Here is a 22,889-nt window from a genome sequence, read left to right on the forward strand (position 1 = left end):
CATGACGAACGCGATGTGGATGCAAAGTGTGGAGTGGCTCGCCGCGGCAGCCACCGACCCCCGGGCGTGCAAACGGGAGTGGGATCAGGGCAGCGGCGGCGTGCTCCTGGAAGCCGGGCGCTTCTGGGACGTGCTGAGCGTTCCCGAACAACTGGGGCTGCTCGCCCTGGACATACTGTGGTCCGACCCGCTTCAGGTGCCGGGTCCCACGCTGGTGGACGCCGCGGCCCACCGCGTCGGCTTCTTCCTGCCGCCCGATCCCGCCAGCCGCTGGGTGGGGTCGGGGCTCCGCCACCTCGGCAAGGGCTCCTGGGTCGCCGTACCGCCGCCGTACCGGTCCGCGGGATTCCTGGAGTGGATCATCCCTCCGGACGGGACCGGAGCCCTGCATCCGGCCCTCCCCCTGGAGCTGGCGCTGCGTCAGGCCAACGGAACGCTCGCCGTTCTGGCGCCCCTCAGCGAGGACTGACCCTCACCCAGCCGGGGAGCCCGCGGGGCACGGGAACCGCGGGCACGGTTTCGGCTTCGTCCGCCTCCGGAGCCGGTGCGGCGAAGGACGCCCACAGCACTTCGCGCACATCGCGACGCTCCGGAACCACGCGGCCCTTGGCCCGCCACTCCGAGACGAGCTGAGCGTAGATCGGCGGATTGCTCCGGTAGTCGTTGGTCAGTTCGGCATACGGGCCGCCAACGCGCGCGCGGGTCGGAACGCGGCGCAGTGCTGTCTGAGTGCTGTCCATGTCGGAGCAACGTCTTCGTGCACGCCGGTGGTACGCGCCCCGGCCGCCGCCCACCGGGTTGGGTGAGCGCGCCCCCCGTTCGGAGCAACGGGGGGACCGAACCGTCGTCGCATGGCACCACCCTGAGCGGAGGCACGGTTTGCCGCCACCGGGCTCAACGGCAACCGCAGCCCGGTGTTCGGGGCGTCGTCCGCCTACTATGCGGCCCCGTAGAAGTGCGCCTGGCCTCCACGCCACTTCACCCACGCGGGATCGTCCAGGAGGTCTTCCGCGTCGGGCAGACCCGCTCGGCCGAGGAATTCGATCAGGTCCTCGTCGGAGAACGCCACGCCGAGGTTCTCGCCCCGCGCGGTCACCTGGCGACCGCCGGTGCCCAAAGTGGGATGCACGACCAATGGAGCCCGTCCGGACATGTATCCAGGATCGTCCTGAGCGCCGCAACCCGCATCCGGACGGACGCAACCCGCATCCGGGCGAGACCGGCGACGAGCTCGCGTGCGGACCCGGCGACGAGGCCACGTGCCGGCGGTGTCCTCACCTCTCGTCGCGGGCATGGGCGGGCGCCACGTTGGGCTGCGGCAGGACGGCCCACCCCCCCTTCACCGGATCAGTGCACGCGGCGTGTTCCCTCGGGGAGGCGGAAGCCCATGGGTTCCTCCCACGCACCGCATCCGCCTTCGTATCCGCATCCGCGTCCCGTACCGGCGGGTGCGCAGGACCTCGATCAAGATGTGTATCCCGGAGTGCTGGGTCTCCTGGCCCGTTTCGCCTGGCAGCGGCAGGTGGCCATGGGGGTGGTCACGCTCGTCCTGGGTGTACTCGCCCTGGCCTGGCCCGGTGCCACTGTGCTGGTGGTCGGCGTCCTGTTCGGGATCTATCTGCCGGCGTACGGCGTCGTCCAGCTGACGGTGGCCCTCCAGCCGGCGAGCGTACGCGGCCGGCATACCCGGGCACCTACGTGCGGTGAGCTTCTTCAGCGGTGCGCTCAGCGTGCTGCCTCGGCCTGATCTGCTTCCGCGGCGCGGCCCAGTCGATCCTGCTGCCGCAATTGTGGATCGGCTTCGGCCGGCTGACCCACGGATTCATGATCTCTGCGGCGGCGATCTCCGCGGAGGACCTGCCGACCCGCGGCCGGCAGGCCGTGCTCGGCATCCTCACCTCCCTCGGCGGCATCGTGCTGATCGTGTCGCCCTTCCGCTCCGTCGCCGCGCTGACGCTGGTCGCCGGACTCTGGCTCACCGCGCTCGGCGTCATCGAGATCGCGGACGGCATCCGAGTACGGGCGCTCCTCGGCAACTGACCTGGACTGGGATCGGGGGAGGTCTAGAGTGGCTGCAAAGTGGTTGAATTCAGCACCAAGAGCGGCTACTTCCCTACCTGACGAGCTCTCGATGGATGCGGTGGACCTGGCAGCGATCGAGGCGGAGCGTCAGCGGATCCGGGACGCGTATCTGACCGAGGAGAGGCCGGCGAGCTCGGCCCGCGGAGTGCACCATGTCGCGCTGCTCTCCTCGGACGTGGAGCGGACCGTGCGGTTCTACCAGGACGTCCTGGGTTTCCCCCTCACGGAGATGATCGAGAACCGCGACTACAAGGGCTCGACCCACTTCTTCTTCGACCTCGGCAACGGCAACCTCCTGGCCTTCTTCGACTTCCCCGGCCTCGACCTCGGCCCGTACGCGGAGGTGCTCGGCGGACTGCACCACCTGGCCATCTCGGTCGACCCCACCACCTGGCAGCGGCTGCGCGAGCGGCTCGACGCCGCCGGAGTCGAGTACGTGCAGGAGGGCGGCTCGTCGATGTACTTCCGCGATCCCGACGGCGCCCGCGTCGAACTGCTCGCCGAGCCGCTCGGCGAGATGTATGGCAGGTCGGTGCGCTGAGAGCCCACCTCATGGTCCGCACTGGCTGAAACCCAGAGCACGCGTCGGAACGCACAGAGCAGACCGAAAATCTCAGCGCAGATCGAGCAGATCGAAACGTTCAGCGCAGATCGAAACGCTCCGCCCAGGACATGACGTCCCCGGTGGTCGCGTTGCCCCCGCACAGCACCAGCCCCAGCCGGGCCTCGTCCCCGACGCGCTCCAGCACCCGCCGGGCCGCGGGCAGCAGACAGCCCGCGGCCGGCTCGGCCCACACCTTGGCGTGGTCGGCGAGATCGAGGGTGCCCCGTACCGCCTCCCGGTCCGGGACCACGAGCACCTCGTCGACCAGGGCGGACACATGGTCGTACGTCAGTTGCGAGACGGCCGGCGCGCTGAGCGTGGTCACGATCGAGGACAGCGGCACCGGCACCGGGCCGCCCGTGGCCAGCGCCTCGGACATGGCCTGCGCGCCTTCCGTCTCCACACCCCAGATCCGCACCCCCGGCCGCAGCGCCCGCAGTGCCGCGGCGACACCGGAGATCAGCCCGCCGCCGCCGATACTGACGAGCACATCGGTCAGTTCTCCGGCGTCCTCGGCGAACTCCAGGCCGACGGTGCCCTGCCCGGCGATCACGAGCGGATCGTCGAACGGGTGGACAAGCGTCAGTCCCTCGGCCCGCAGCCGCGTCATGAGCGCGAACGCACCGGCCATGTCATCGGTCAGCCGCAGTGAGGCGCCGGACGATTCCACGATCTCGGCTGCACGCGTCGACGCCGACCGTGGCATCACCACGGTCGCCTTCACATCGAGCGCGGCGGCCATCACCGCGAGCGCGATCCCGTGGTTGCCGCCGCTCACCGCCACCACACCCGCCGCGCGCTCGGCCTCGCTCAGCGCGAGCAGCCGGGCCGTCGCCCCACGCGCCTTGAACGACCCGGTGCGCTGCAGCAGTTCCAGCTTCACCGTGACCGGCGCATTCAGCAGCGACGACAGTCCCGGGCTCGGCACCGTGGGCGTCCGCACGACATGTCGGGCAATCCGTTCGGCCACGGCACGGATCTCCCGGACACCGATCAAGACAGCCAACCTTCCCCCCTCGGACGCGGCTCAGTAAGGCGCTGTCCCCGGCACCGCTCGGACGCGTTGTTCCCGTCAGCGCAGTGTCTCGGCCCAGTTCGCGGGCACCCGTCCGGCGGGGCCGGGCGTGGGCTGGTCGGCCGGGTGGCTCAGCGGGGGAGCGAGGTCGGGCCCGGACTCGTACAGCTCGGAGGTCTCGTAGTTCCAGAACCAGTTCTCGCCGGGTTCGAAGCTTTGGATGATGGGATGCCCGGTGCTCTGCGCGTGTGCGGTGGCGTGCTTCGCGGGAGAGTCGTCGCAACAGCCGATGTGACCGCACTGGGCACAGCGCCGCAGATGGAACCACCATCCGCCGACGGCGTCGCACTCGGTGCAGCCGGTACCGCTCGGAGGAACGGCGGGGTCGATTCCGGTGGGCGTGGTCATGACGGCTCCTCGGAGGTGTCCGTGGCGGTCAGGGGAAGGCGTACCTGGAAACGGGTGTCGCCGGGCGCGGACTCCACGTGGATGCTTCCGTGGTGCTTGTTGGCGACGATCCGCCAGGAGATGTCCAGGCCCAGCCCGGTGCCCTCACCCACTGGCTTGGTGGTGAAGAACGGGTCGAAGATGCGGTCGCGGATCTCCGCGGGCACCCCGGGTCCCGTGTCACGGAATTCGACGAGCAATTGGTCCCTGTCGAGCGCGGTGCGCACCGTCAGTGTCCCCTCGCCGTCCATCGCCGAGACGGCGTTGTCGATGAGGTTGGTCCATACCTGGTTCAACTCGCTCGGATAGGCGGGAATCGGGGGCAGCGTACGGTCGTACTCCTTGACGACCTTGATGCCGGAGCCCATCTTCCCAGAGAGCATCATCAGTGTGCTGTCCAGCAGTTCGTGCACGTCGGCGACCTGGTAGGGCGCGCGGTCGATCTGTGAGTACTGCTTGGCCGCGTCCACGAGGTGCGAGATTCGGGATGTGGAGTCCTCGATCTCGTTCATGAGGAGCTCGGTCTCCACGGTGTAGTTCAGCCAGTGGACCGCGCCTTGGAGCGTCTCCTCGTCCACGGCCGCGGCGACCTGGTCCAGCCAGTCCGTGTCGAGGCCCGCCTGCACGAACGTCGGTGCCAACTGCCAGCCGCCCGCGATGTCGTGGTCGTCGAGCCAGTCGGCGAGGGCGTCCTCCCGGTCGGAGGCTTCGAGCGGGGTGAGCGGAGTCGCCTTGGCGACCTGCTCGGCGGTGCGCTCCTGGATCTCGACGAGCGTTTCGAGCGTGTCGCGTTTGTACGGGCCCGCGGCGATCGCCCCGAGCTTCTGCCGCATCTTGGCGACCCGCTCCCGCAGCGCGGACGTGGCCCGAACCGCCGCCGCGGCGGGGTTGTTGAGCTCGTGCGTCAGCCCGGCCGACAGTGAGCCGAGCGCCAGCAGCCGCTCGCGCTGGCCGATCGCCCGCTGGGTGTTCTGGCTGCCGAAGAACAGCCCTTCCAGCAGATGGACGGCCATGGGATACCAATCCCGCAGGATCGCGGAGAACGTCTCGGCGGGCAGGACGAAGAACCGCGAGGGCTCGGTGACCCGTGCGGAGCCCTTGTAGCGGGCGTGGTCCGGTGTGGCCAGATAGGCCTGCATGGCTCCCGCGTACACCCCGCGCTGGGAGGTGCGGCTGATCTCCACGTCGTCGCCGCCGACCCGGCGCGACATCACGATCGTGCCTTCGAGAAGCACGAAGAAGCAGGTGGCCGGCTCGCCCTCCTGGTACACATAGCCGGGCTCGAACAGTTCCACCCGGCCTTCCCGGCAGAGGCGGCCGAGCTGGTCGGCGTCGAGCTTCTCGAAGAGGAACAGTGTGCTGAGCTCCGCCGGGCTGCACGGCATCGGCTGCCCGCTCATGACTGCTCCAGATAACGGTGGACGAGCATGACGGCCATGGCTCCCTCTCCGACCGCGGACGCGACCCGCTTCGCGGACTCGGCGCGCGCGTCGCCGGCCACGAACACACCGGGCACATTGGTCTCCAGGTGGTACGGCGGCCGGTCCAGCTCCCAGCTCGCGGGCGGCTGCCCGTCGGGCGTCATGTCCGGGCCGGCCATGATGAATCCGCGCGCGTCCCTGAGCACGGTCCCCTCCAGCCAGTCGGTGAGCGGCGCCGCGCCGATGAACACGAACATCCACTGCGCGTCGACGAGTTCGGTGTGCCCGCTCGCCACATCGCGCAGCGTGAGCTGTTCCAGATGGTCCGAGCCGTGCGCGGCCTCGACGACCGTGCCGGTGCGCACCGTGATGTTGGGCGCTTGGTCGATCTGCCGGATCAGGTAGTGCGACATCGACGCGGACAGCGAGGAGCCGCGGACGAGGATGGTGACGGACTTCGCGCCCCGCGCCAGGTACATGGCGGCCTGCCCGGCCGAGTTCGCCCCGCCCACGATGTACACGTCGTGGCCCTGGCAGGCGGCCGCCTCGGTCAGCGCCGAACCGTAGAAGACCCCGCACCCGGTCAGGTCCGCGAGCCCCGGAGCCTCCAGCTGCCGGTAGGACACACCGGTCGCCAGGATCACCGAGTGCGCGGCGATCGCGGAGCCGTCGGAGAAGCGGATGGTCCGCGACGGCCCGGTGACCTCGAGCCCGGTCACCTCGCGCGCGGTGAGGATCTCGGCGCCGAACTTCGACGCCTGCCGTCGCGCGCGGTCGGTGAGCTGAGCCCCGGACACGCCGTCGGGGAAGCCGAGGTAGTTCTCGATCCGCGAGCTCTGCCCCGCCTGTCCTCCGGTCGCGGACCGCTCCACGAGCACGGTCCGCAGCCCCTCGGACGCGCCGTACACCGCCGCCCCGAGCCCCGCCGGACCGCCGCCGATGACGACGAGGTCGTAGAACTCCTCCGTCGGCGTCGTGGCCAGCCCCACATGGGTCGCCAGATCCGGATCCTCCGGCTCCACCAGCGGCGTACCGTCCGGTGTGATCACCAGCGGCAGCCGCTCCCCGTCCTGCCCGGCGGCCGACAGCAGCCGCTGCCCCTCCGGGGTGTCGGACGAGTACCAGCGGTAGGGCACCTGGTTGCGGGCCAGGAACTCCCGTACGCCCGACGAACGTGCCGACCACCGGTGCCCGACCACCTTGCAGGTCGGCACGGGCCGGTAGTCGCTGGCCCGCCACGCGTCCAGCAGATCGTCCACGACCGGATAGAGCTTCTCCTCCGGCGGATCCCACGGCTTGAGCAGGTAGTGATCCAGGTCGATGACGTTGATCGCGTCGATCGCCGCGTTCGTGTCCGCGTACGCGGTCAGCAGCACCCGTCGCGCGCCCGGATACACGTCGAGCGCCTGCTCCAGGAACTCGATGCCGTTCATCTGCGGCATCCGGTAATCGGCGAGGATCACCGCCACCTGGTCCCCGCGCAGCTTCAGCTCCCGCAGCGCGTCCATCGCGGCATCCCCGGACTCGGCGCGCACGATCCGGTGCGCCTCGCCGTAGCGGCGCCGCAGGTCGCGGGCGACGGCGCGCGACACCCCGGGATCGTCATCGACGGTCAGAATGACGGTCCGCGCCTGACTGGCGGCCTGTGCCATACGTCTCCCACCCCGAGCAGGTCAGTTTCGTCACGGCCGCGCGGACGCCGCGGCGAGCCGTTCGGCCGGTACAGGCTTCAATCGTATGTACGATCGGTCACCTTTGCTCAGGAACCGGGTTCTCACGCGGGTGACGCGGGGGCGTCGGCCCGTGGCGGCAGGGCGTCGCGGACCTTGGGGAGGATGTGCGTGACGTAGTCCTCGACGGCCGTGTCCAGGCCGATGTCGTGCTGGGCGCGCTCGGACAGGAACCAGCGGTGTTCGAGGAGCTCGTGGTACAGCTCGGCCGGGTCCACGGAGCCGCGTAGGTCGGGCGGCACGGCCCGGACGGTCGGCCGGAACACGTCCCGCACCCACCGGTGGGCCAGTACCTCCGGGCGGGCGGCGAGGGGGTCTCCGGGTGCGTAGTCGTCCTGGGTGGCCATCCAGCTCTCCAGGTCGTTCAGGAGCCGGCGCGCCTGGTTCTCCTCGGTGTCGAGCCCCGTGAGCCGCAGCAGCTGGCGCTGATGGTGGCCCGCGTCGACGACCTTGGGCACGAAGGTGACGGTGTCGCCGCCCGCGGAGTGCGCTATCTGCATCTCGGCGACGTCGAAACCGAGGTCGTTGAGGCGGCGTATGCGGCGGTCGATGTAGTGGTACTTGCCCGCCGGGTACACGGAGGTGCGGGTCAGCTCCTCCCACAGGCCCCGGTAGCGCGCGCAGATCTCCATGCCGAACTCGATCGGGTCCACCGAGGGGTGCAGGGCGCCGGACGCCTCCAGGTCCAGCAGCTCGCCGCTGATGTTGACCCGGGCGAGATCGAGGTCGTACTCGCGCTGTCCGTTGCTGAGTTGAGGGTGGAGATCCCCGGTCTCGGCGTCCACCAGATACGCCGCGTACGCCCCGGCGTCACGCCGGAACAGCGTGTTCGACAGTGAGCAGTCGCCCCACGCGAACCCTGCCAGATGCAGCCGCACCAGGAGCACGGCCAGCGCGTCCATCAGCCGGTGCATGGTGGCCGGCCGCATCGTTGTCTCGAACATCGACCGGTACGGCATGGAGCCGCCCAGGTGCCGGGTGATCAGTACGGGCTCCAGCGGCGCGCCCTCGGCGTCGGTGCGCCCCGTCACCACGGCGAGCGGATCGACCGCGGGGATGCCGAGCCGGTCCAGGCTGCGCAGCAGCTCGTACTCGCGCACGGCGGGCCGCTCGGCGAGTTCCTTGACGGCCACCACCTCGTCCCCGGCGCGCGCGTAGCGCACCACGTGCCGCGAGATGCCGCGCGGCAGCGGCACCAGATGGTGCTCGGGCCATTCCTCCAGGGGCAGCTGCCAGGGCAGTGCGAGCAGGAGCGCGGGATGCTCGGGGTTGGTGGCGCTGATCTGCAAAGCCATTACTGGGCTGCCTCACCTCAGGGTCGAAACGCGGTCCGGACCTCGGGGTCGCACGATGTCCGGCTCCAGCATCTACGACTGGTCCGGGAGGTGGAAGACGCGGCGGGCATTGCCCGACAGGAACAGCTCGGTGGTCTCGTCGTCCAGGCGCAGGTCGGGGAGGTGTTCCAGTGCCCGAGCCGGCGTGATCATGGGGTAGTTGGTGCCGAAGAGAACCTTCCGCCGTCCCCTGCCGCGCAGATACTCCACCAGTTCGGGCGGGTAGCGGCGCGCGGTGTAGGCGCTGGTGTCGATGAAGACGTTCGCGTGCTTGTCGGCCACGGCGATCATCTCGATGGTCCATGGGTAGCCGATGTGCCCGCAGACGATGGTCAGTTCGGGGAAGTCGAGCGCGACCTGGTCGATGTACGGGATGGGCCGGCCTGTCTCGGAGGGGCGCAGCGGTCCGGTGTGCCCGACCTGGGTGCAGAAGGGGACGCCGAGTTCGACGCAGGCGGCGTACAGCGGGTAGTAGAGCCGGTCGGTGGGCGGCAGCTGCCACAGCCACGGCACGATCCTCAGCGCCACGAAGCCCAGCTCCTCGACGGCCCGCCGCAGCTCCCGCACGGCCGCCACCGGCTTGGTCAGATCGACGCCCGCCACGCCGCGCAGCCGCCCGTCGGACCGGTCGACGAACTCGGCGACCTCGTCGTTGCTGATGAGCGGTCCCTGCGGGCCGTACCAGGCCGCGGAAAGGCCGATCTCCACGTCGGCGGCAGCCAGCGCGGCCACCGTGGCCTTGACCGGCAGCGGTTCCTTGAGTAGCTCCATGCCCGTCCAGCGGCGCAGCGACTCGAACATCTCGTGGTTGGAGTGGCGGAGTGTGGGGTGCTGCATCCACGCGTCGACGACCGGCATGATCCCGTGCCCTCCCTGAGGCCAAGACTAAGCGTTTGCTTACCCGGATCGTAGGGGTGCTCGCGTCGGCCGGCTAGCAGTGCACGGAATCGACCAGAGCCGTCAGCGCCGAGACGAGGCGCGAGAAACCCGGACCCGGCGGGCCTCCCGGTTCGGTCATGTAGGTGTCCCGACGGATCTCCACCATCAGGGCGGTCACCCGCGGCTCCCTCTCGTAGTACCGCAGCGGTACGTACGCCCCGGAGAACGGGCTGTCGATCCCCACACCCCCCACGCCCGCGAACGCCTTCTCCGCGAAGGTCACCAGCTCGGGCGGCGTGTGAAAGGAGTCGGTTCCCACACAGATCGGCGGCCGCGGTCCGTCGCCGTGCAGCTCGTACGGCAACCGAGCCGTCGGATACGAGTGGACGTCGATGATCACGGCCTGCCCGGTCGCGGCCAGCCTGTCGGCCACCGCCGCCGTCATCGCCCGTGCGTACGGGTGGAAGTAACGGTCGATCAGCGGACGCGGGTCGTCGTCCTTGGGCCGCAGCGGCGCCCGGTGCGTGGTCCGCGTGTAGACCGCGCCCATCCCCACGGCCAGCATCTCCTCCCGTTCGTCGGGGAACCGCTCGGGGTCGACCACCAGCCGGGACAGCCGGTTGACGAACCGCCACGGCGTGACCCCGGCCTCCTCGGCCACGGCCGCGGCGAGCTCCGCGGTGTGCGCGTCCGTGATGTGGTCCAACTCGCTCTCCAGCGCCGCGTCGTCGAGAGCGATACCCTCGCGCACCGGAGCGGGCATCCGCCGCGAGGAGTGCGGGACATGCAGGATCACGGGCGAGTGGGCCGCGCCGGGGAGGAGTTCGAAGGAGTCCAGGGCATCCAGGGTGTCGTCCATACGAGATTCCTATCCCAGCCGGGCTTGCGCGCGGGCTTGCCCGGGGGACGTGCCGGGGTGCCTGCCCTCATCCGTTACCGCCGTGGCGTGCGTAGTGCTCGATCAGCGCCGCTCGTGTCGTTTCCAGCCGGTGGGCCAGGATGGCGCCGACCGTCCGGGTCAGGGACAGCTCCAGCGTCGGATCCGCGTCGAAGAGTGTCCGCACCTGAGCGGCGTCGAACTCGTAGGCGCGTACGGGGCTGAAGGCCTCGGCGCCGAAGTCCCACGTGTGGGGCCGGAACAACCACGACCAGCCGAGCAGGTCACCGGGCCCCAGCGTCGCGACGGAGATCCGTCTGTTCGCGATCACCTGCTGGAACAGTGAGACCGTGCCGGAGCGGATCACCCAGAAACGGTCCGCGACCCCTCCTGCCTCGAAGATCCTTCCGTCCGCGGGGAACGAGACCTCGCGGGCCACGCTCATCAGCCGTTCGCGATGGTCGGGGGAGAGGGCGGGCAGGAGCCGGAGAGCAGTGGGCATCGCGGACCTCCATCGCGCCGCCGCGGGAACGCGGGGTTCGGCGGCACCTGTCGTACCGGTTGTATCCCGTCACCCTCTATTGGAGCCCGATCCGCGGCTTCCGTCGCGTCGTGGGCGAGGCGACTTCGTCCGGAGGCGTGTGCACGGGCCACGTCAGTACCCCGAGGGTCCGCAGCCCGCCGAACAGAAAGGTGCCGCGCTCCCCGACGGCGGACAGCAGCGCGCCCCCGGTCAGCGCGCCCGCCGCGACGCCCGCGTTGAAAGCCGCCGAATTCGCCGCGAGCGCCACCACCGTCCGCCGGCGCGACAGGGAGCACCTGACTATGCGTGGCCATGAAAACCGGGCCCACCGACGCGCCCGAGCAGCATCAGCATGGCGACGGCCCCCCGCGAAGGCCCCGGTCACGGACAGCGCGGTGGTGGCCGGCAGGACGGCGAACCGGCGGACGTCGGGAGCGGACCCGTACGCCGCATGCCTCTCCTGCGGACGCGAGGCCGGCAGCAGGACGGCGATCGCCACGAGCGCTACGAGACCGAGCACGCCCAGCGCCAGAATGCCGGCGGCCGGGGTCTGAGCTACTCGCCGATCTTGGAGGTCACGGTGAAGTGCGCCCCGTCGGGGTCGCTGAGGACCGCCTCCGTCGAGCCGACTCCCTGTTGGTGGGCCGTGCCGCCGTGCGCCCGCGCGGCACGGGCGCAAGCCTCCACGTCCGGGACCGCGAAGTGGATCTGCCAGTGCGGCCTGATGGTGGGATCGGGCGCCGCCCCCACCGCACCCGAGTGGATCCGGGCCACGACGTCCCCCTGGCTGCGCAGCACGACCTCGTTCTCCTCGTAGTCGACTTCGCAGCATCCGGGCTCCGAGGTCGCCCAGCCCAGGACCTGCCCGTAGAACATGGCGGCGTCGAAGGCGTCGCGGGTGTGCAGCCGAATGAAGGCCGGTGCCGCGCGCCGCCATGTCTCCCAGCCGGCCACCAGCTCGCCCTCCCAGATACCGAACACCGCTCCGTCCCGGTCGGCCAGCAGAGCCGCCCGCCCCGGCGGGAACGAGATCGGCCCCACGGCGGTCGTACCGCCGCGTTCCTGGCTGCGGGCCACCGTCTCGTCCGCGCTGGCCACGGCGAAGTAGGGGGTCCAAGCGACAGCCGTCTTCGCGACGAAGTCGACCTGAGCGACTCCCGCGACGGGGACTCCGTTCACGCGCGCGATCCGGTACTGGTCGCCCATCTTGCGGCCCGAGTGCCAGCTCCAGCCCAGCACCGCATGGTAGAAGGCCTCCGCGGCCTTCAGATCACGCGTGGACAGACTGACCCAGCACGGTGCGCCGAACACCGAGTGACTGGTGAGGACCTCACTGCGAAGCGTTCCGTCGCTCTTCATTGCCGTACCGTCCTGACATCACTGGCCGGCAGCGGTCGGGAGCGGGTGCCAGGCCTTCGCCAGGTCTCCGGGACCAACCCAGCCGTGAGAGGCCTCCCGGGCCGGAAGGCCTCCGACGGCATCAGTAGCACCTGCGGATCCGCTGTCCCATCAGCTACAGCATCCCTCGCCTCGGCACACCGCGCACCACAGTGGGCTACCGGCGCGGTCGCTCCAGGGTCAGCAGCAGCCCCTCGACCGCGCCGGGACCTATGCGGCCCTTGACGTCGGCGGAGGTGATCGCCTTCAGCGCCCACCCGTCCTCGGCGTGCTTGTTCAGGACCTTCTCCAGCTTGCCGCTGTCCAGCGCGTCGCCGATCAGCGACTCCCGGAAGGTGACGACCTTGTACTCGTACGTGTAGGGGCTGCTCATGGCTGTGACGCTCTCCTGCGGTTCGATTGGCGTGGCCGGGCCCACCCAATCACTCATCGACGCCGCGGCACAGGGGAGGGGCCCGCCTGAGACAGGGCTTTGTTGAGGCTTCAGCGATTGTTGGGAAGTCCTGTCGCATGGACCGCGCCGGCGGATGATGAGGGCCGGTCGGCAGCCGGTCCGTCGGGCAGGGGACGGGACCGGCCGGGCGGAGGGGGAACGATGGGAAAGGCACGGACCACGGGCCACATAGGCGGCGCCGGAGACACCTCCGGCGCGGTCGGGAAGGGCGGCTTCGCCGAGTTGCGGGCTCGAGAGTTCGGCTACCTCGACGAGGGCGGGCACACCTACCTCGACCACACGGGCGCCGGACTCCCTCCGCGCTCGCTCGTCACGGGGAGCGCCGAGCGGATCACCGGCGGATTATTCGGCAACCCGCACTCCGAGAGTCCGGCTTCCCGCGCCTCAGGGCAACTGCTTGCCGAGGCCCGCCGAGCGGTCCTGCGGCACTTCAACGCCGACCCCGCCGAGTACGCCGTCATCTTCACCCCCAATGCGACCGGAGCCCTGCGCCTGGTCGGCGAGGCGTATCCGTTCGCGCGCGGCAGCAGACTGGTGATGTCGCTGGACAACCACAACTCGGTGAACGGGCTGCGCGAGTACGCGCGGGCGCGGGGAGCCGCGACGGCCTATGTGCCGGTGGGCGGGCCCGGCCTGCGGATCGACGAGCGGCGACTGCGAGCCGCACTGTCGGCGCGCGACAGGGGGCTCGGCCTGCTGCGGGGGCGCGACGGTGCACGCTTGCGTGGACCGATACCAGGGCGTGCGGGTGGCGCTCGCTCGCGCGGGCCGGGGGAAGCTGGCGGTGCCCGCTCGCTCGGACTGCCGCGATGGAGTGTGGGCGGCACACGCTCGCGTGGACAAGGGCATGGCGGCGCTCGCTCGCGCGGTCTGCTGGCGTACCCGGCGCAGAGCAACTTCACCGGTGTCCAGCACCCGCTGGAGTGGATCGCCGAGGCCCAGGAACGCGGCTACGACGTACTGCTGGATGCCGCCGCCTTCGTACCGACCAACACCCTGGACCTGGCCCGGTTCCACCCGGACTTCACCGTGGTCAGCTGGTACAAGGTCTTCGGCCATCCCACCGGCGTCGGCAGCCTGATCGCCCGCCGGGAGGCACTCGCCAAGCTGCGTCGCCCCTGGTTCTCGGGCGGCACGATCTACGCGGTCAGCGCCCAGGCGCAGTGGCACGTCCTCGCCGAGGACGAGGCGGCCTTCGAGGACGGCACGGTGAACTTCCTGTCCATACCGGACGTGACCGCCGGGCTGGAGTGGATCGACGGCATCGGCATGGAACGCGTGCACGCCCATGTCACCGCGCTGACCGGCCAACTGCTCGCGGGCCTGCGGACATTGCGGCACAGCGACGGCTCCCCGATGGTCCGGGTGTACGGCCCCGAGGGCGGCGGCGGGGCGGCCCGCGGCGGCACGGTCGCGCTGAACCTGCTCGGAGCGGACGGCCGGATCGTCGACGAGCGGATCGTCACGCGCGACAGCGCCGCGCGCGGCATCTCCCTGCGCAGCGGCTGCTTCTGCAACCCGGGCGCCGGAGAAGCGGCGTTCGCCCTGCCGCTGAGCCGGCTGCGCTCGGCCGCACGCAGGCAACTCGGCTCCCTGGAGGACTACTTGGAGCTGCTCCGGCTGCCGTCGGCGGGCGCCGTGCGCGTCTCGCTGGGTCTGTCGTCGCAGCCCAGCGACATCGAGACGTTCCTGGCCTTCGTGGCGGAGACCTACCGGGACCGGGTGCCGGGGGCGGCGGGGCTGGCGGCGCGGGTGGGCTGCTGAGGCGGGAACCAAAAGGGGACTTCGCAGACCCGTCGTTGGGGACTTAGCACACCCGTCGGCGGGGACTTTCACGGCCCTTCGGCGGGACTTCAAGGACGTGGCAGCCGCGGCTGCCGGGCGAGCACTCAGCGCCCCTCCCGGCTCCGCACCGTCCCCTCCCGGCACTTGCGCACCAGGACCACCCACGTCACCGCCATGAAGACCAGCGCGAAGGCCGTCAGGATCACCCAACCGCGGCTCGCCGGATGACCGAACGAGTCCCCGTACGAATCCAGCAGCGGCGGACCCAGCGGCGAGCCGCCGCCACGCCACAACGACTCCAGGCCCACCCCGCTGCCCAGCGCCTCGAACGCCCAGCGGTTGGTCATCGCCCAGCTGATCGCCGCTCCCGCGCCCGTCATCCGGGGCACCGGCACGAAGGCGCCCGAGAACAGCACCTGCGGGAAGCAGAGCAGCGGAAGCATGAGCGTCGCCTGCCCGGGCTCGGACACCGCTGCCGACGCCAGCAGCCCCAGCGCCAGGGCGGCCGCCGAGGCCAGCACGCTCGACACGAACAGCGAGCCGTAGGTGCCCCACCCCGCCGAGGGCAGCCGGTCCAGAGCCCGCAGCACGACCAGCAGCAGGGCGTCCGCGACCGCGAGCACCGGGAGCATGGTGGTCAGCTTCGAGGCGACGTACGGCCCGATCCGCAGCCCCGCCAGCCATTCGCGACGCAGCACGGGCAGCTCGGTACAGATCTGGAGCAGCCCGTACGTCAGCCCGAAGAAGAACGCGCCGAACGCGATCCAGAACATGATCATCGCGGTCGATCCGGGGTCCGGCGCCGCACGGTCGAACGCGCCCGCCCGGAACAGCACCGCGAACATCGCCACGATCATCACCGGCGAACCGGCCAGGACCGCGACCGAGAGCCGGTTGTGCACCAGCAGGGCCGCACCCGCCGGGTCAACAGCGCCCACTGGCGTACGGCACCAACGCGGAGCCTCGGCAGGGGAGTTGACGAGGGTTCCGGTCGGCATACCTCCTGAGGAGGGGCCTGCGGGACGCGTACGCCCTCGGCCACAGCCTCATACACCTCCTCGACCGTGCCGACCCCGAACGCCCCGCACAGGGCGTCCGGTTCACCGGCGAACGCGACCTCGCCGCCGGGAGAGAGGAACACCACCTGGTCGCAGCGGAGCAGGTCGGCGAGGACATGGGTGGTGAGCACGACGGTGGTGCCGTCCTCGGCCAGCGCACGCAGGGTCCGCAGCAGGGCCGCCCCGGTGACCGGGTCGAGCCCGGAGGTCGGCTCGTCGAGGAAGAGCACACGCGGCCGCGTGAGCAACTCGACCGCTATGGAGGCCCGTTTGCGCTCTCCGCCGCTCAGCGCGCGCACGGGCGTCGCGCCCCGATGGGACAGGCCGAGGGTCTGCAGGACCCGGTCCACACTCGCCGCGACACTCTCGGCGGGAGGTCCCGGAGGCATGCGCAGGCCCGCCGCGTACACCAGCGTCCGGTGCAGCGGAAGCTCACGGTGGATGATGTCCTCCTGCGGCACGAACCCGAACTCCGGCCCGGGCGGCCCGGGTTGAGCTCCGTCGTGCAGTACCTCACCCTCGGCCGGCCTGCGCAGCCCCGCCAGCGTCTGCAACAGAATCGTCTTGCCCGCCCCGCTGCTCCCCGCGATCACGGTGAGCCGCCCGGGATCGACATCCAACGACACCTCTTGCAGCACCCGCCCCGCCCCACGCACCTGCCGGCTCACCCGACGCGCCTGTACGCGCAGGCCGTTGACCGGGGTGACGTGGCCATGTGCTGCAGCGGACGGGCTCGGGCGCATGGGAGTCGGCATGGGGGCAGCATGCCAGGGGGATGGTTTGCGTGACCCGTTGCGCGTGAGGAAAGCCATGAACGACGTAAGGGAGGCTTTCGTGTCCACGACGGGCATCGCTTCCCGGCGCCGTAGCGTTGTGCACCGTAAGGCGGGATCTCGTGACGGCGGACCCATGGTGACGCGATGTGTTGGAGTGCGACGGCCGATCTGGCAGCCGGTGCCGGTATCGCCGCTGTCGGAGTGGCCTGTGTGACGCAGGTGCGCAGGACGGGAGATCTCCCGGCCGCGCTGCCGTTGCTGCTCGGCGCCCACCAGATCATCGAGTCCGTGGTCTGGGACTCCGGCGGAGGCAGTGGTCCCGCGACGGTCGCCTGGGCCGTGATCGCCCTTCCGCTGCTCGCGGTGTGGGTACCGGTGGGTGTCGTGTGCGCGGCGCCGCGGCACGCCCGGCGCCGGCTGGCGTTCCCTCTCGTGTCCGGCCTCGCGACCGCGGCGGCACTCGCGTACGCCCTCGCCGCACGTCCCGTCACGGCCGAGATCCGCGGCCACACCGTGGGCTACGTCGTCGACCTGTCCCACGCGGAGTGGCTCATCGCGGGCTACCTCCTCGCCACCGTCGGCGCGTTGTTGCTCTGCGGCGATCGCGGACTGCTGCTGCTCGGCGTCCTGGTCGCCGTGGGGGCGCTGATCTGCTGGGCGCTGTGGGAGCTGGAGTTCGTCTCCACGTGGTGTGCGTTCGCGGCGGTGTGCTCGGTGGCTCTTTGGGGGTGGGTGGGCGGACGCCGGCGGCCAGGGGAGGGCACACTGCGGTAATGGCCCGGGCACGGGCGGGCACACGGTAGTGCCCGCGGGCACGGGCCGGCGCACAGCGGTCATGACCGCGAGCGTCGCAGGCGGATGTGAGGAAGGTGTCAGGGTGTGGCAAGCCCCTCTCACCCGCACCCTTCCCGGCCCTGGGCGCTTAGCATCGGCCGCGTGTGCGCATATGTGCTGGTCGCGGAGGACGACGAGAAGCAGGCGGAGCTGATACGTCGCTCATTGCTGAAGGAGGGCCACACCGCCACCGTGGTCCACGACGGCGGGGCCGCGCTCGACGAGGCACGCCGCCACCGGCCGGACCTCGTCGTCCTGGACCTGATGCTCCCGGTGGTCGACGGCTTCGGGGTGTGCCGGGTACTGCGGCAGAGCGACGACATACCCGTCCTCATGCTGACCGCCCGCTCCACCGAGGACGACATACTGCTCGGCCTGGAGCTCGGCGCGGACGACTACATGACCAAGCCGTACAGCCCGCGTGAGCTGATGGCCCGCATCCGCACGGTACTGCGGCGCAGCGGACGCCCCGCCTCCGAACAGCGCGACGATCCGGTCGTACGGGCCGCCGGAATCGCGGTGGACCCGGCCCGGCACGAGGTGACATGCGACGGCTCGCCCGTGGACTGCACACCGGCGGAGTACGAGATCCTGCTGGCCATGGTCGCGGAACCCGAGCGGGTGTTCTCCCGCCGGCAGTTGCTGCACCACACCCGGGGGATCGACCGGGCGTCGACCGAGCGGGCCATCGACGTGCACATCATGAACCTGCGCAAGAAGATCGAGGCGGACCCTCGCAGACCGGTCCGCCTGCTGACGGTCTTCGGCGTGGGCTACAAGCTCAAGGGTGACCGGACGTGAGCCGCGGCATCCCCCTGCGCAAGAGCCTTCTGGTACGGCTGCTGATCACCTCCGTGCTCATCGCCCTGTGTTCCGTGGCCGCGACCGCCTGGCTCGCCGTGCAGACCACGACTCGGGCCATCCAGGAGGAGCAGGGCCAGGTGCTCGCCGACGACATGGACGTCCTCCGGCAGCTCAGCGGATACGCGGCCACTCATCCCGACTGGTCCGGCGTCGAGAAGACCGTACGCACGCTGTCGGACAGGACCGGCCGTCGTATCGCGCTGACGACCCCCGACCGCACGACGATCGCGGACTCCGCGGCGAGGAAGTCCGCCCTGCCGCCGCGTGCCGCAGCCACGGTGGACCCGCTGCACACCGACACTTTCACGGAGCCCGGAGCGCAGCTCAGCGGCATCGATCCGCGTGCGGTGGGCCCCTACCGGCTGACGGCCAACGAGCGCCTCCGGGTGGCCAAGCTGGCCGTGGTCCGCCAGAAGTGCTTCGCGCGCAACGGAATCGACATGGGCATCACGCGGACGCCCAGCGGCCGTTCCGTCCTCACGAACGCGGACGGGAGCACCGAGTCCGGCTATGTGCCGCAGGAGTGCGCGGACGGGCAGCTCTATTCCGCCACCCCGACGGAGGAGAAGGCCCTGGCGGCACTGACCGGGCGCGCCGACGCGTGCCTGAACCGCCATGACATACACCTCGCCTCGCCCACGGGCATCACGGTCGACTACATGGCCATGACCATGAAGCCCCGGTTCATGCTGGGAAAGACGCCGAGCGATGAGCGGGGCGCCGCGACCACGACGACGAACGCGTGCGTCGACAGCGCACGCCGGGAACAGCTCGCTGCGTATGTCGCCCCTGCCGCCGAGCTGTTCCTGGGCACGGGGGACAGCGCCGTCCCGCGCTTCGACATGTCGACGGCCAACAAGGCCAAGGTCGTGGGGGTCGCCGGTCTCGTCCTCGCCCTCACCGTGGCCGTGACCGCGCTGGTCGCCACCCGGCTCGTACGCCCTCTGCGCGCGCTGACACAGGCCGCCCAGCAACCGCCGGAGCAGCACGTACGGGTTCCCGTCACCACCCAGGACGAGACCGGCATCCTGGCCGTGGCCTTCAACGACCTGACCGAGCGACGCGAACGCATGGAGGCCCAGCGCAAGGCGATGGTCAGCGACATCGCCCATGAACTGCGCACCCCGCTCACCAACATCCGTGGCTGGCTGGAAGTGACCCGCGACGGCATCGTCGACCCCGACCCGGACCTGCTCGCCTCGCTGCACGAGGAGGCGGTTGTCCTCCAGCGCGTCATCGACGACCTCCAGGACCTCTCAGCGGCCGACGCGGGCGCCCTCCGGCTGCACCGCGAGGAGGTCAGCGCCGACGAACTGCTCGAACAGGTCGCCGCGGCACACCGCGTGGGGGCGGATGCGGCGGGCATCCGGCTGCTCACCTCGGCGGACGGCACACCGTGGCTCGACGCGGACCCGGTACGGATGCGACAGGCGCTCGGCAATCTTGTGTCCAACGCGATACGCCACACGCCGGCCGGCGGCATGATCACCCTCGCCGTTCGCGGCCACGCCGGTCAGGTCGTCTTCGAGGTGGCCGACACCGGTACCGGTATCGCCCCGGAGGACCTGCCCAGCGTCTTCGACCGGTTCTGGCGGGCCGAGAAGTCCCGCAGCCGGCGCACCGGCGGCAGCGGCCTGGGCCTTGCCATCGTCCGCCAACTGGTCGCCGCCCACGGCGGAACCGTCACGGTGACCAGCGAACCCGGTGCCGGCTCGGTCTTCATCCTGCGGCTACCCTGCACGATGGCGCCCCTCACTCCTGCCGCCGAGGCCGACTGACCCGAGACCGGCGTATTCCCGCCGACCCTGGTGGCGCCGGTACCAGGACCAGCGGTCCTGCTCACGGGAGGGATCTGGTTGCCCCGACTCCCTCGGCGCAAGGTGTACGCATGAACACCACCACCAAGCACCCGGAAGCCAGGAGCCGCGTCACCCCTCTGAGGTCCCTCCTGGGAGGCACGTACATTCCGCGCCGAGGCGGCACGCGACCGGTTCACCGGAATACGTTGTCCGAGTCCTCCCACATCGAGGGCTCACTGGTCGAGTACTCCCGCGGGACCCGCGAAGACGTCTGATACATCGCCTCGATCTCGGCGGCGAACCGCCGAACGATGGCGTCCCGACGCAACTTCATCGAGGGCGTCAGCAGTCCATTGGCCAGATCGAAGGGCTCCGGGAGAACCCGGAACACCCGAATGGATTCCGAGCGGGACACGCTGCTGTTGGCCGCGGCGACCGCGCGTCTGACTTCCTCCCGCAATTCGTTCTCCTCGCGCGCGTCCCGGACCGGTGTTTCACCCTTGGCCCGGGACGCGCGCCAGTGCGCGACGAATTCGGGATCCAGAGTGATGAGGGCCCCTACACACGGTCGGTTGTCACCCACCACCACGGCCTGGTGGATGAGGGGGTGGACACGCAGCCGCTCCTCGAGAGCCGCGGGGGCCACACTCTTTCCGCCGCTCGTGATGATGATGTCCTTCTTGCGGCCGGTGATGGTCAGATATCCCTCGGAGTCCAGACGCCCGATGTCGCCCGTGGCCAGCCAACCGTCCAGGAACGAGGCCTGGGTGGCCTGTGCGTCGTTGATGTATCCCTGGAACACCGAGGGCCCCGACACGAAGATCTCCCCGTCGTCGGCCACATGAATGTCCGTTCCCGGCAGCGCGCGTCCGACCGTTCCGAACTTCTCACGCCCCACAGGCTGTGCGGTAATTCCTCCGCTGGTCTCCGTCAGACCGTATCCGTCGTGGACGAGGATCCCGATTCCCGCGTAGAAGAGGGTGAGTTCACGATTCAGCGGCGAGCCACCCGACACCGCGCCGCACACCCTTCCGCCCAGCGCGCCGCGCAGCTTCTTGTACACCGTCTTCTCGTAGAGGGAGTGCTGCAGCCGCAGATCGAAGCCGGGTCCCGGGCCCCTGCCCAGCCGACGACGTTCTTCGGCCAGGGCGAAATCCTGCGCGGTGCGGACGGCACGCTCGAACAGCGCGCCACGGCCCGTCTGCTGGGCCGTCCGCAGGAAGTTCTTGTAGATCTTCTCGAAGACGAACGGAACGGCGTACAGGAAGGTCGGCCGGAAGGACAACAGGGCCGCCGAGAGCGCTTCCTCGCGCAGATCGGGTTCGTGCCCCATCAGGATGCCGCCCCGCAGACAGAGTCCCTGGATCATCAGGCCGTACACGTGGGAGAAGGGGAGAAACGCGAGGATGGCCGGCTGTTCGCCCGGTGGAGCCGCCGTGTGTCTCCAGCCTTCGAGATACGTGTCGCAGGGGCTCGCCAGGCTGCGATGCGTCAGGGCGCAGCCCCTGGGCGGTCCCGTCGTGCCGGATGTGTAGGCGATGACCGCGGTCGAGTCGGGCAGCACGATCCGGCGGAGCGAGTCGACCGTCGTCGCCGGAATCGCCCGGCCCCGCTCGACCAGATGCGCGAGCGCCCCGGTGTCCAACTGCCAGACGTGGCGCAGGAACGGGAGCGCGGCACACGCCGAGCCGACCGTCATGACGCCCTGCTCGTCCTCGACCACCACGGCGACGCAGTGCGCGTCCTTCAGGATCCACGCGACCTGCTCGTGCGAGGAGGTCGGATAGATCGGAACGATCTCGGCGCCCACCGCCCACAGCGCATAGCAGAGCACGGTCCACTCGTAGCGCGTACGCGCCATGATGGCCACGCGGTCACCGGGGCGGATGCCGGACGTGACCAGCCCGCGCGCCAGATCGACCGCCTCGCCCCACAGCTCGGCGGCGGTCACCGGCGTCCAAGCCGTGGTGGATGCGTCGGGGCGGCGCGCGATCTGCGGAAGGCCGGGCGTGTGGCGGGCCGCGTCGAAGAGACTGTCGGCGAGTCCCCCCTGCATCAGTGCGGTAGCCGGTGGAGAAGGTTCGGACTGGTGCATTCGCCGCTCCGGAATTCTCCTCAACGTGGCTTCACCCAGAGCCGCCGGTGTCGAGGATTCCCGAATGTAGCCCACACCGGCGACAGCCGTACACGATTCCCCGAGCAGCTCGCCGGCCGCCCGGATTCCGTTTCACGGACCGTCGCTTTCGGCGGGCGATCCGGCCGGATGAGCGAGGGTTCACGGCGTCGCCGGAGCGTCGGCCAGTTCGGTCCGTTTGCCGCTCATCCGCGAGAGACGCTTCCTGTCCCGCAGCCGAGTCCCGTGACCGTCGCCCAGGCATCACTCGGATCGACGGCGAATCGCTGAGAGCAGGCGCCGCATGCCCACCGCATGCCCGCCGGTCCCGATCACGAGCCGTCGATAGAAGCCGCCCGCCAGGCCGGGAAAGGCGGCTCGGGTCTCGGCCCGCAGCCGCGATCGGTCCGCGGCGACCTGTTCGAGGCGGAAGATCAGGGCGTAGGACGAGAAACGATGACTCCCCTTGAGGACCAGCTCTCGTCCCGGCACCGCGGTCACCACCCGGAAACCGGGAATCGTCGAGCCCTCGGCAAGGGGCCGCGGCCCGGACGCCGTGCGGTCGGTGGAGCCCACCAGCCTCGCGTAGCCGACGGCACCAGGGCGCAAGAAGGATCGGTCCAAGGTCTCGCCCAGGCTGCGCCAGACGTCGTCGGTCCCCGCCGCGATGACCGTCGCGTGCTCATCGACGTACGGCAACGAAGCGATCTGCATCATGGCCTCCGGGAGGTCGGATGGCGGTCGGCGAGCGGGCCGTTGGGTGGCGTCGGGTGCGGCGTCGATCGGGACGACCGTGTTCGATACACCGCTTCAACCGATGATGCCACTGGCACCCCGTACGCCAGGCGACCGGGTCAGGCACCGCAGGTCGATGGGTTCCGCTCAACGAGCCCCCT

The 22,889-nt window shown here is 70.4% G+C and carries 25 protein-coding genes; 8 read left to right on the forward strand and 17 right to left on the reverse strand.

What is annotated here, in order from left to right; translation table 11 throughout:
- Nucleotide 1: 1 nt before the first annotated feature.
- Nucleotides 2-469 carry a hypothetical protein gene (locus AB5J53_RS46675; protein WP_369251639.1) on the forward strand — a complete coding sequence of 156 codons (468 nt, stop codon included), beginning with the start codon at nucleotides 2-4 and terminating at the stop codon, nucleotides 467-469.
- On the opposite strand, the gene AB5J53_RS46680 is transcribed toward AB5J53_RS46675, so the two are convergent.
- Together AB5J53_RS46680 and AB5J53_RS46685 are read right to left on the reverse strand one after the other, a co-directional pair.
- Entirely contained in the window at nucleotides 456-740 is a 285-nt protein-coding gene (locus AB5J53_RS46680) for a hypothetical protein (protein WP_369251640.1), read from the reverse strand. The genes AB5J53_RS46675 and AB5J53_RS46680 overlap by 14 nt on opposite strands.
- A gap of 197 nt (nucleotides 741-937) precedes the next feature.
- Nucleotides 938-1,153 carry a hypothetical protein gene (locus tag AB5J53_RS46685; protein WP_369251641.1) on the reverse strand — a complete coding sequence of 72 codons (216 nt, stop codon included), beginning with the start codon at nucleotides 1,151-1,153 and terminating at the stop codon, nucleotides 938-940.
- Nucleotides 1,154-1,387: 234 nt separating this feature from the next.
- Between AB5J53_RS46685 and AB5J53_RS46690 the strand changes: the two genes are divergently transcribed.
- The 3 genes from AB5J53_RS46690 to AB5J53_RS46700 all read left to right on the forward strand — a co-directional run bounded on the left by AB5J53_RS46690 (nucleotide 1,388) and on the right by AB5J53_RS46700 (nucleotide 2,623).
- Complete coding sequence (locus tag AB5J53_RS46690; RefSeq protein WP_369251642.1) at nucleotides 1,388-1,747, forward strand: DUF308 domain-containing protein; 360 nt, start codon at nucleotides 1,388-1,390, stop codon at nucleotides 1,745-1,747.
- The gene (locus tag AB5J53_RS46695; RefSeq protein WP_369251643.1) at nucleotides 1,720-2,040 is read left to right on the forward strand and encodes a DUF308 domain-containing protein; all 321 of its coding nucleotides are present in this window, start codon (nucleotides 1,720-1,722) and stop codon (nucleotides 2,038-2,040) included. Before AB5J53_RS46690 ends, AB5J53_RS46695 begins: the two co-directional genes overlap by 28 nt.
- 91 nt (nucleotides 2,041-2,131) lie before the next feature.
- Nucleotides 2,132-2,623 (forward strand): VOC family protein, encoded by a 492-nt coding sequence (locus AB5J53_RS46700; protein ID WP_369251644.1) that lies wholly within the window; start codon nucleotides 2,132-2,134, stop codon nucleotides 2,621-2,623.
- A gap of 100 nt (nucleotides 2,624-2,723) precedes the next feature.
- On the opposite strand, the gene AB5J53_RS46705 is transcribed toward AB5J53_RS46700, so the two are convergent.
- The 11 genes from AB5J53_RS46705 to AB5J53_RS46755 all read right to left on the reverse strand — a co-directional run bounded on the left by AB5J53_RS46705 (nucleotide 2,724) and on the right by AB5J53_RS46755 (nucleotide 12,683).
- Nucleotides 2,724-3,683 (reverse strand): threonine/serine dehydratase, encoded by a 960-nt coding sequence (locus AB5J53_RS46705; RefSeq protein ID WP_369252903.1) that lies wholly within the window; start codon nucleotides 3,681-3,683, stop codon nucleotides 2,724-2,726.
- A 75-nt stretch (nucleotides 3,684-3,758) separates the two neighbouring features.
- The gene (locus tag AB5J53_RS46710) at nucleotides 3,759-4,109 is read right to left on the reverse strand and encodes a UBP-type zinc finger domain-containing protein (protein ID WP_369251645.1); all 351 of its coding nucleotides are present in this window, start codon (nucleotides 4,107-4,109) and stop codon (nucleotides 3,759-3,761) included.
- Nucleotides 4,106-5,548 carry an ATP-binding protein gene (locus AB5J53_RS46715; RefSeq protein ID WP_369251646.1) on the reverse strand — a complete coding sequence of 481 codons (1,443 nt, stop codon included), beginning with the start codon at nucleotides 5,546-5,548 and terminating at the stop codon, nucleotides 4,106-4,108. Before AB5J53_RS46715 ends, AB5J53_RS46710 begins: the two co-directional genes overlap by 4 nt.
- The gene (locus AB5J53_RS46720) at nucleotides 5,545-7,221 is read right to left on the reverse strand and encodes an FAD-dependent oxidoreductase (RefSeq protein ID WP_369251647.1); all 1,677 of its coding nucleotides are present in this window, start codon (nucleotides 7,219-7,221) and stop codon (nucleotides 5,545-5,547) included. Before AB5J53_RS46720 ends, AB5J53_RS46715 begins: the two co-directional genes overlap by 4 nt.
- A gap of 122 nt (nucleotides 7,222-7,343) precedes the next feature.
- Complete coding sequence (locus AB5J53_RS46725; protein ID WP_369251648.1) at nucleotides 7,344-8,594, reverse strand: DUF4032 domain-containing protein; 1,251 nt, start codon at nucleotides 8,592-8,594, stop codon at nucleotides 7,344-7,346.
- 72 nt (nucleotides 8,595-8,666) lie between these two features.
- Nucleotides 8,667-9,491, reverse strand: coding sequence for an amidohydrolase family protein (locus AB5J53_RS46730; RefSeq protein WP_369251649.1), 825 nt, complete (start codon nucleotides 9,489-9,491; stop codon nucleotides 8,667-8,669).
- Nucleotides 9,492-9,564: 73 nt separating this feature from the next.
- Nucleotides 9,565-10,371 (reverse strand): N-formylglutamate amidohydrolase, encoded by an 807-nt coding sequence (locus AB5J53_RS46735; RefSeq protein ID WP_369251650.1) that lies wholly within the window; start codon nucleotides 10,369-10,371, stop codon nucleotides 9,565-9,567.
- A 67-nt stretch (nucleotides 10,372-10,438) separates the two neighbouring features.
- A complete protein-coding gene (locus AB5J53_RS46740) occupies nucleotides 10,439-10,891 on the reverse strand; it encodes a Crp/Fnr family transcriptional regulator (RefSeq protein WP_369251651.1) in 453 nt (150 codons plus the stop codon).
- 76 nt (nucleotides 10,892-10,967) lie between these two features.
- Nucleotides 10,968-11,432, reverse strand: a complete 465-nt coding sequence (locus tag AB5J53_RS46745; RefSeq protein ID WP_369251652.1) for a hypothetical protein — start codon at nucleotides 11,430-11,432, stop codon at nucleotides 10,968-10,970.
- A 35-nt stretch (nucleotides 11,433-11,467) separates the two neighbouring features.
- Entirely contained in the window at nucleotides 11,468-12,271 is an 804-nt protein-coding gene (locus AB5J53_RS46750; RefSeq protein ID WP_369251653.1) for a VOC family protein, read from the reverse strand.
- Between the two features lie 196 nt (nucleotides 12,272-12,467).
- Nucleotides 12,468-12,683 (reverse strand): DUF4177 domain-containing protein, encoded by a 216-nt coding sequence (locus tag AB5J53_RS46755; protein ID WP_369251654.1) that lies wholly within the window; start codon nucleotides 12,681-12,683, stop codon nucleotides 12,468-12,470.
- A 222-nt stretch (nucleotides 12,684-12,905) separates the two neighbouring features.
- On the opposite strand from AB5J53_RS46755, the gene AB5J53_RS46760 reads away from it, so the two are divergent.
- Entirely contained in the window at nucleotides 12,906-14,528 is a 1,623-nt protein-coding gene (locus tag AB5J53_RS46760; RefSeq protein WP_369251655.1) for an aminotransferase class V-fold PLP-dependent enzyme, read from the forward strand.
- A gap of 125 nt (nucleotides 14,529-14,653) precedes the next feature.
- Here AB5J53_RS46760 and AB5J53_RS46765 read toward each other — a convergent pair whose 3' ends face one another.
- Nucleotides 14,654-15,487 (reverse strand): ABC transporter permease, encoded by an 834-nt coding sequence (locus AB5J53_RS46765; protein ID WP_369251656.1) that lies wholly within the window; start codon nucleotides 15,485-15,487, stop codon nucleotides 14,654-14,656.
- Nucleotides 15,406-16,362, reverse strand: a complete 957-nt coding sequence (locus AB5J53_RS46770; RefSeq protein ID WP_369251657.1) for an ABC transporter ATP-binding protein — start codon at nucleotides 16,360-16,362, stop codon at nucleotides 15,406-15,408. The genes AB5J53_RS46765 and AB5J53_RS46770 overlap by 82 nt, the downstream gene beginning before the upstream one ends.
- A gap of 165 nt (nucleotides 16,363-16,527) precedes the next feature.
- On the opposite strand from AB5J53_RS46770, the gene AB5J53_RS46775 reads away from it, so the two are divergent.
- The 3 genes from AB5J53_RS46775 (at nucleotide 16,528) to AB5J53_RS46785 (ending at nucleotide 19,859) form a co-directional block, all read left to right on the forward strand.
- Complete coding sequence (locus tag AB5J53_RS46775; RefSeq protein WP_369251658.1) at nucleotides 16,528-17,157, forward strand: DUF6629 family protein; 630 nt, start codon at nucleotides 16,528-16,530, stop codon at nucleotides 17,155-17,157.
- A gap of 162 nt (nucleotides 17,158-17,319) precedes the next feature.
- On the forward strand, nucleotides 17,320-18,018 hold the full coding sequence (locus tag AB5J53_RS46780) for a response regulator transcription factor (RefSeq protein ID WP_369251659.1): 699 nt from the start codon (nucleotides 17,320-17,322) through the stop codon (nucleotides 18,016-18,018).
- On the forward strand, nucleotides 18,015-19,859 hold the full coding sequence (locus tag AB5J53_RS46785; protein ID WP_369251660.1) for a sensor histidine kinase: 1,845 nt from the start codon (nucleotides 18,015-18,017) through the stop codon (nucleotides 19,857-19,859). Before AB5J53_RS46780 ends, AB5J53_RS46785 begins: the two co-directional genes overlap by 4 nt.
- Nucleotides 19,860-20,073: 214 nt before the next feature.
- On the opposite strand, the gene AB5J53_RS46790 is transcribed toward AB5J53_RS46785, so the two are convergent.
- Together AB5J53_RS46790 and AB5J53_RS46795 are read right to left on the reverse strand one after the other, a co-directional pair.
- A complete protein-coding gene (locus AB5J53_RS46790) occupies nucleotides 20,074-21,975 on the reverse strand; it encodes a long-chain fatty acid--CoA ligase (RefSeq protein WP_369251661.1) in 1,902 nt (633 codons plus the stop codon).
- 282 nt (nucleotides 21,976-22,257) lie between these two features.
- Nucleotides 22,258-22,707 carry a hypothetical protein gene (locus AB5J53_RS46795; protein WP_369252905.1) on the reverse strand — a complete coding sequence of 150 codons (450 nt, stop codon included), beginning with the start codon at nucleotides 22,705-22,707 and terminating at the stop codon, nucleotides 22,258-22,260.
- Nucleotides 22,708-22,889: the final 182 nt, after the last annotated feature.

The sequence above is a fragment of the Streptomyces sp. R41 genome (assembly GCF_041053055.1).
Classification (GTDB): domain Bacteria; phylum Actinomycetota; class Actinomycetes; order Streptomycetales; family Streptomycetaceae; genus Streptomyces.

What these genes read in the sequence shown, in the direction of transcription:
- AB5J53_RS46675 (WP_369251639.1), top strand. Translation starts at nt 2, where the DNA reads ATGACGAACGCGATGTGGATGCAAAGTGTGGAGTGGCTCGCCGCGGCA.
- AB5J53_RS46680 (WP_369251640.1), bottom strand. Translation starts at nt 740, where the DNA reads ATGGACAGCACTCAGACAGCACTGCGCCGCGTTCCGACCCGCGCGCGC.
- AB5J53_RS46685 (WP_369251641.1), bottom strand. Translation starts at nt 1,153, where the DNA reads ATGTCCGGACGGGCTCCATTGGTCGTGCATCCCACTTTGGGCACCGGC.
- AB5J53_RS46690 (WP_369251642.1), top strand. Translation starts at nt 1,388, where the DNA reads ATGGGTTCCTCCCACGCACCGCATCCGCCTTCGTATCCGCATCCGCGT.
- AB5J53_RS46700 (WP_369251644.1), top strand. Translation starts at nt 2,132, where the DNA reads ATGGATGCGGTGGACCTGGCAGCGATCGAGGCGGAGCGTCAGCGGATC.
- AB5J53_RS46710 (WP_369251645.1), bottom strand. Translation starts at nt 4,109, where the DNA reads ATGACCACGCCCACCGGAATCGACCCCGCCGTTCCTCCGAGCGGTACC.
- AB5J53_RS46715 (WP_369251646.1), bottom strand. Translation starts at nt 5,548, where the DNA reads ATGAGCGGGCAGCCGATGCCGTGCAGCCCGGCGGAGCTCAGCACACTG.
- AB5J53_RS46720 (WP_369251647.1), bottom strand. Translation starts at nt 7,221, where the DNA reads ATGGCACAGGCCGCCAGTCAGGCGCGGACCGTCATTCTGACCGTCGAT.
- AB5J53_RS46725 (WP_369251648.1), bottom strand. Translation starts at nt 8,594, where the DNA reads ATGGCTTTGCAGATCAGCGCCACCAACCCCGAGCATCCCGCGCTCCTG.
- AB5J53_RS46730 (WP_369251649.1), bottom strand. Translation starts at nt 9,491, where the DNA reads ATGCCGGTCGTCGACGCGTGGATGCAGCACCCCACACTCCGCCACTCC.
- AB5J53_RS46735 (WP_369251650.1), bottom strand. Translation starts at nt 10,371, where the DNA reads ATGGACGACACCCTGGATGCCCTGGACTCCTTCGAACTCCTCCCCGGC.
- AB5J53_RS46740 (WP_369251651.1), bottom strand. Translation starts at nt 10,891, where the DNA reads ATGCCCACTGCTCTCCGGCTCCTGCCCGCCCTCTCCCCCGACCATCGC.
- AB5J53_RS46750 (WP_369251653.1), bottom strand. Translation starts at nt 12,271, where the DNA reads ATGAAGAGCGACGGAACGCTTCGCAGTGAGGTCCTCACCAGTCACTCG.
- AB5J53_RS46755 (WP_369251654.1), bottom strand. Translation starts at nt 12,683, where the DNA reads ATGAGCAGCCCCTACACGTACGAGTACAAGGTCGTCACCTTCCGGGAG.
- AB5J53_RS46760 (WP_369251655.1), top strand. Translation starts at nt 12,906, where the DNA reads ATGGGAAAGGCACGGACCACGGGCCACATAGGCGGCGCCGGAGACACC.
- AB5J53_RS46770 (WP_369251657.1), bottom strand. Translation starts at nt 16,362, where the DNA reads ATGCCGACTCCCATGCGCCCGAGCCCGTCCGCTGCAGCACATGGCCAC.
- AB5J53_RS46775 (WP_369251658.1), top strand. Translation starts at nt 16,528, where the DNA reads ATGTGTTGGAGTGCGACGGCCGATCTGGCAGCCGGTGCCGGTATCGCC.
- AB5J53_RS46790 (WP_369251661.1), bottom strand. Translation starts at nt 21,975, where the DNA reads ATGCACCAGTCCGAACCTTCTCCACCGGCTACCGCACTGATGCAGGGG.
- AB5J53_RS46795 (WP_369252905.1), bottom strand. Translation starts at nt 22,707, where the DNA reads ATGCAGATCGCTTCGTTGCCGTACGTCGATGAGCACGCGACGGTCATC.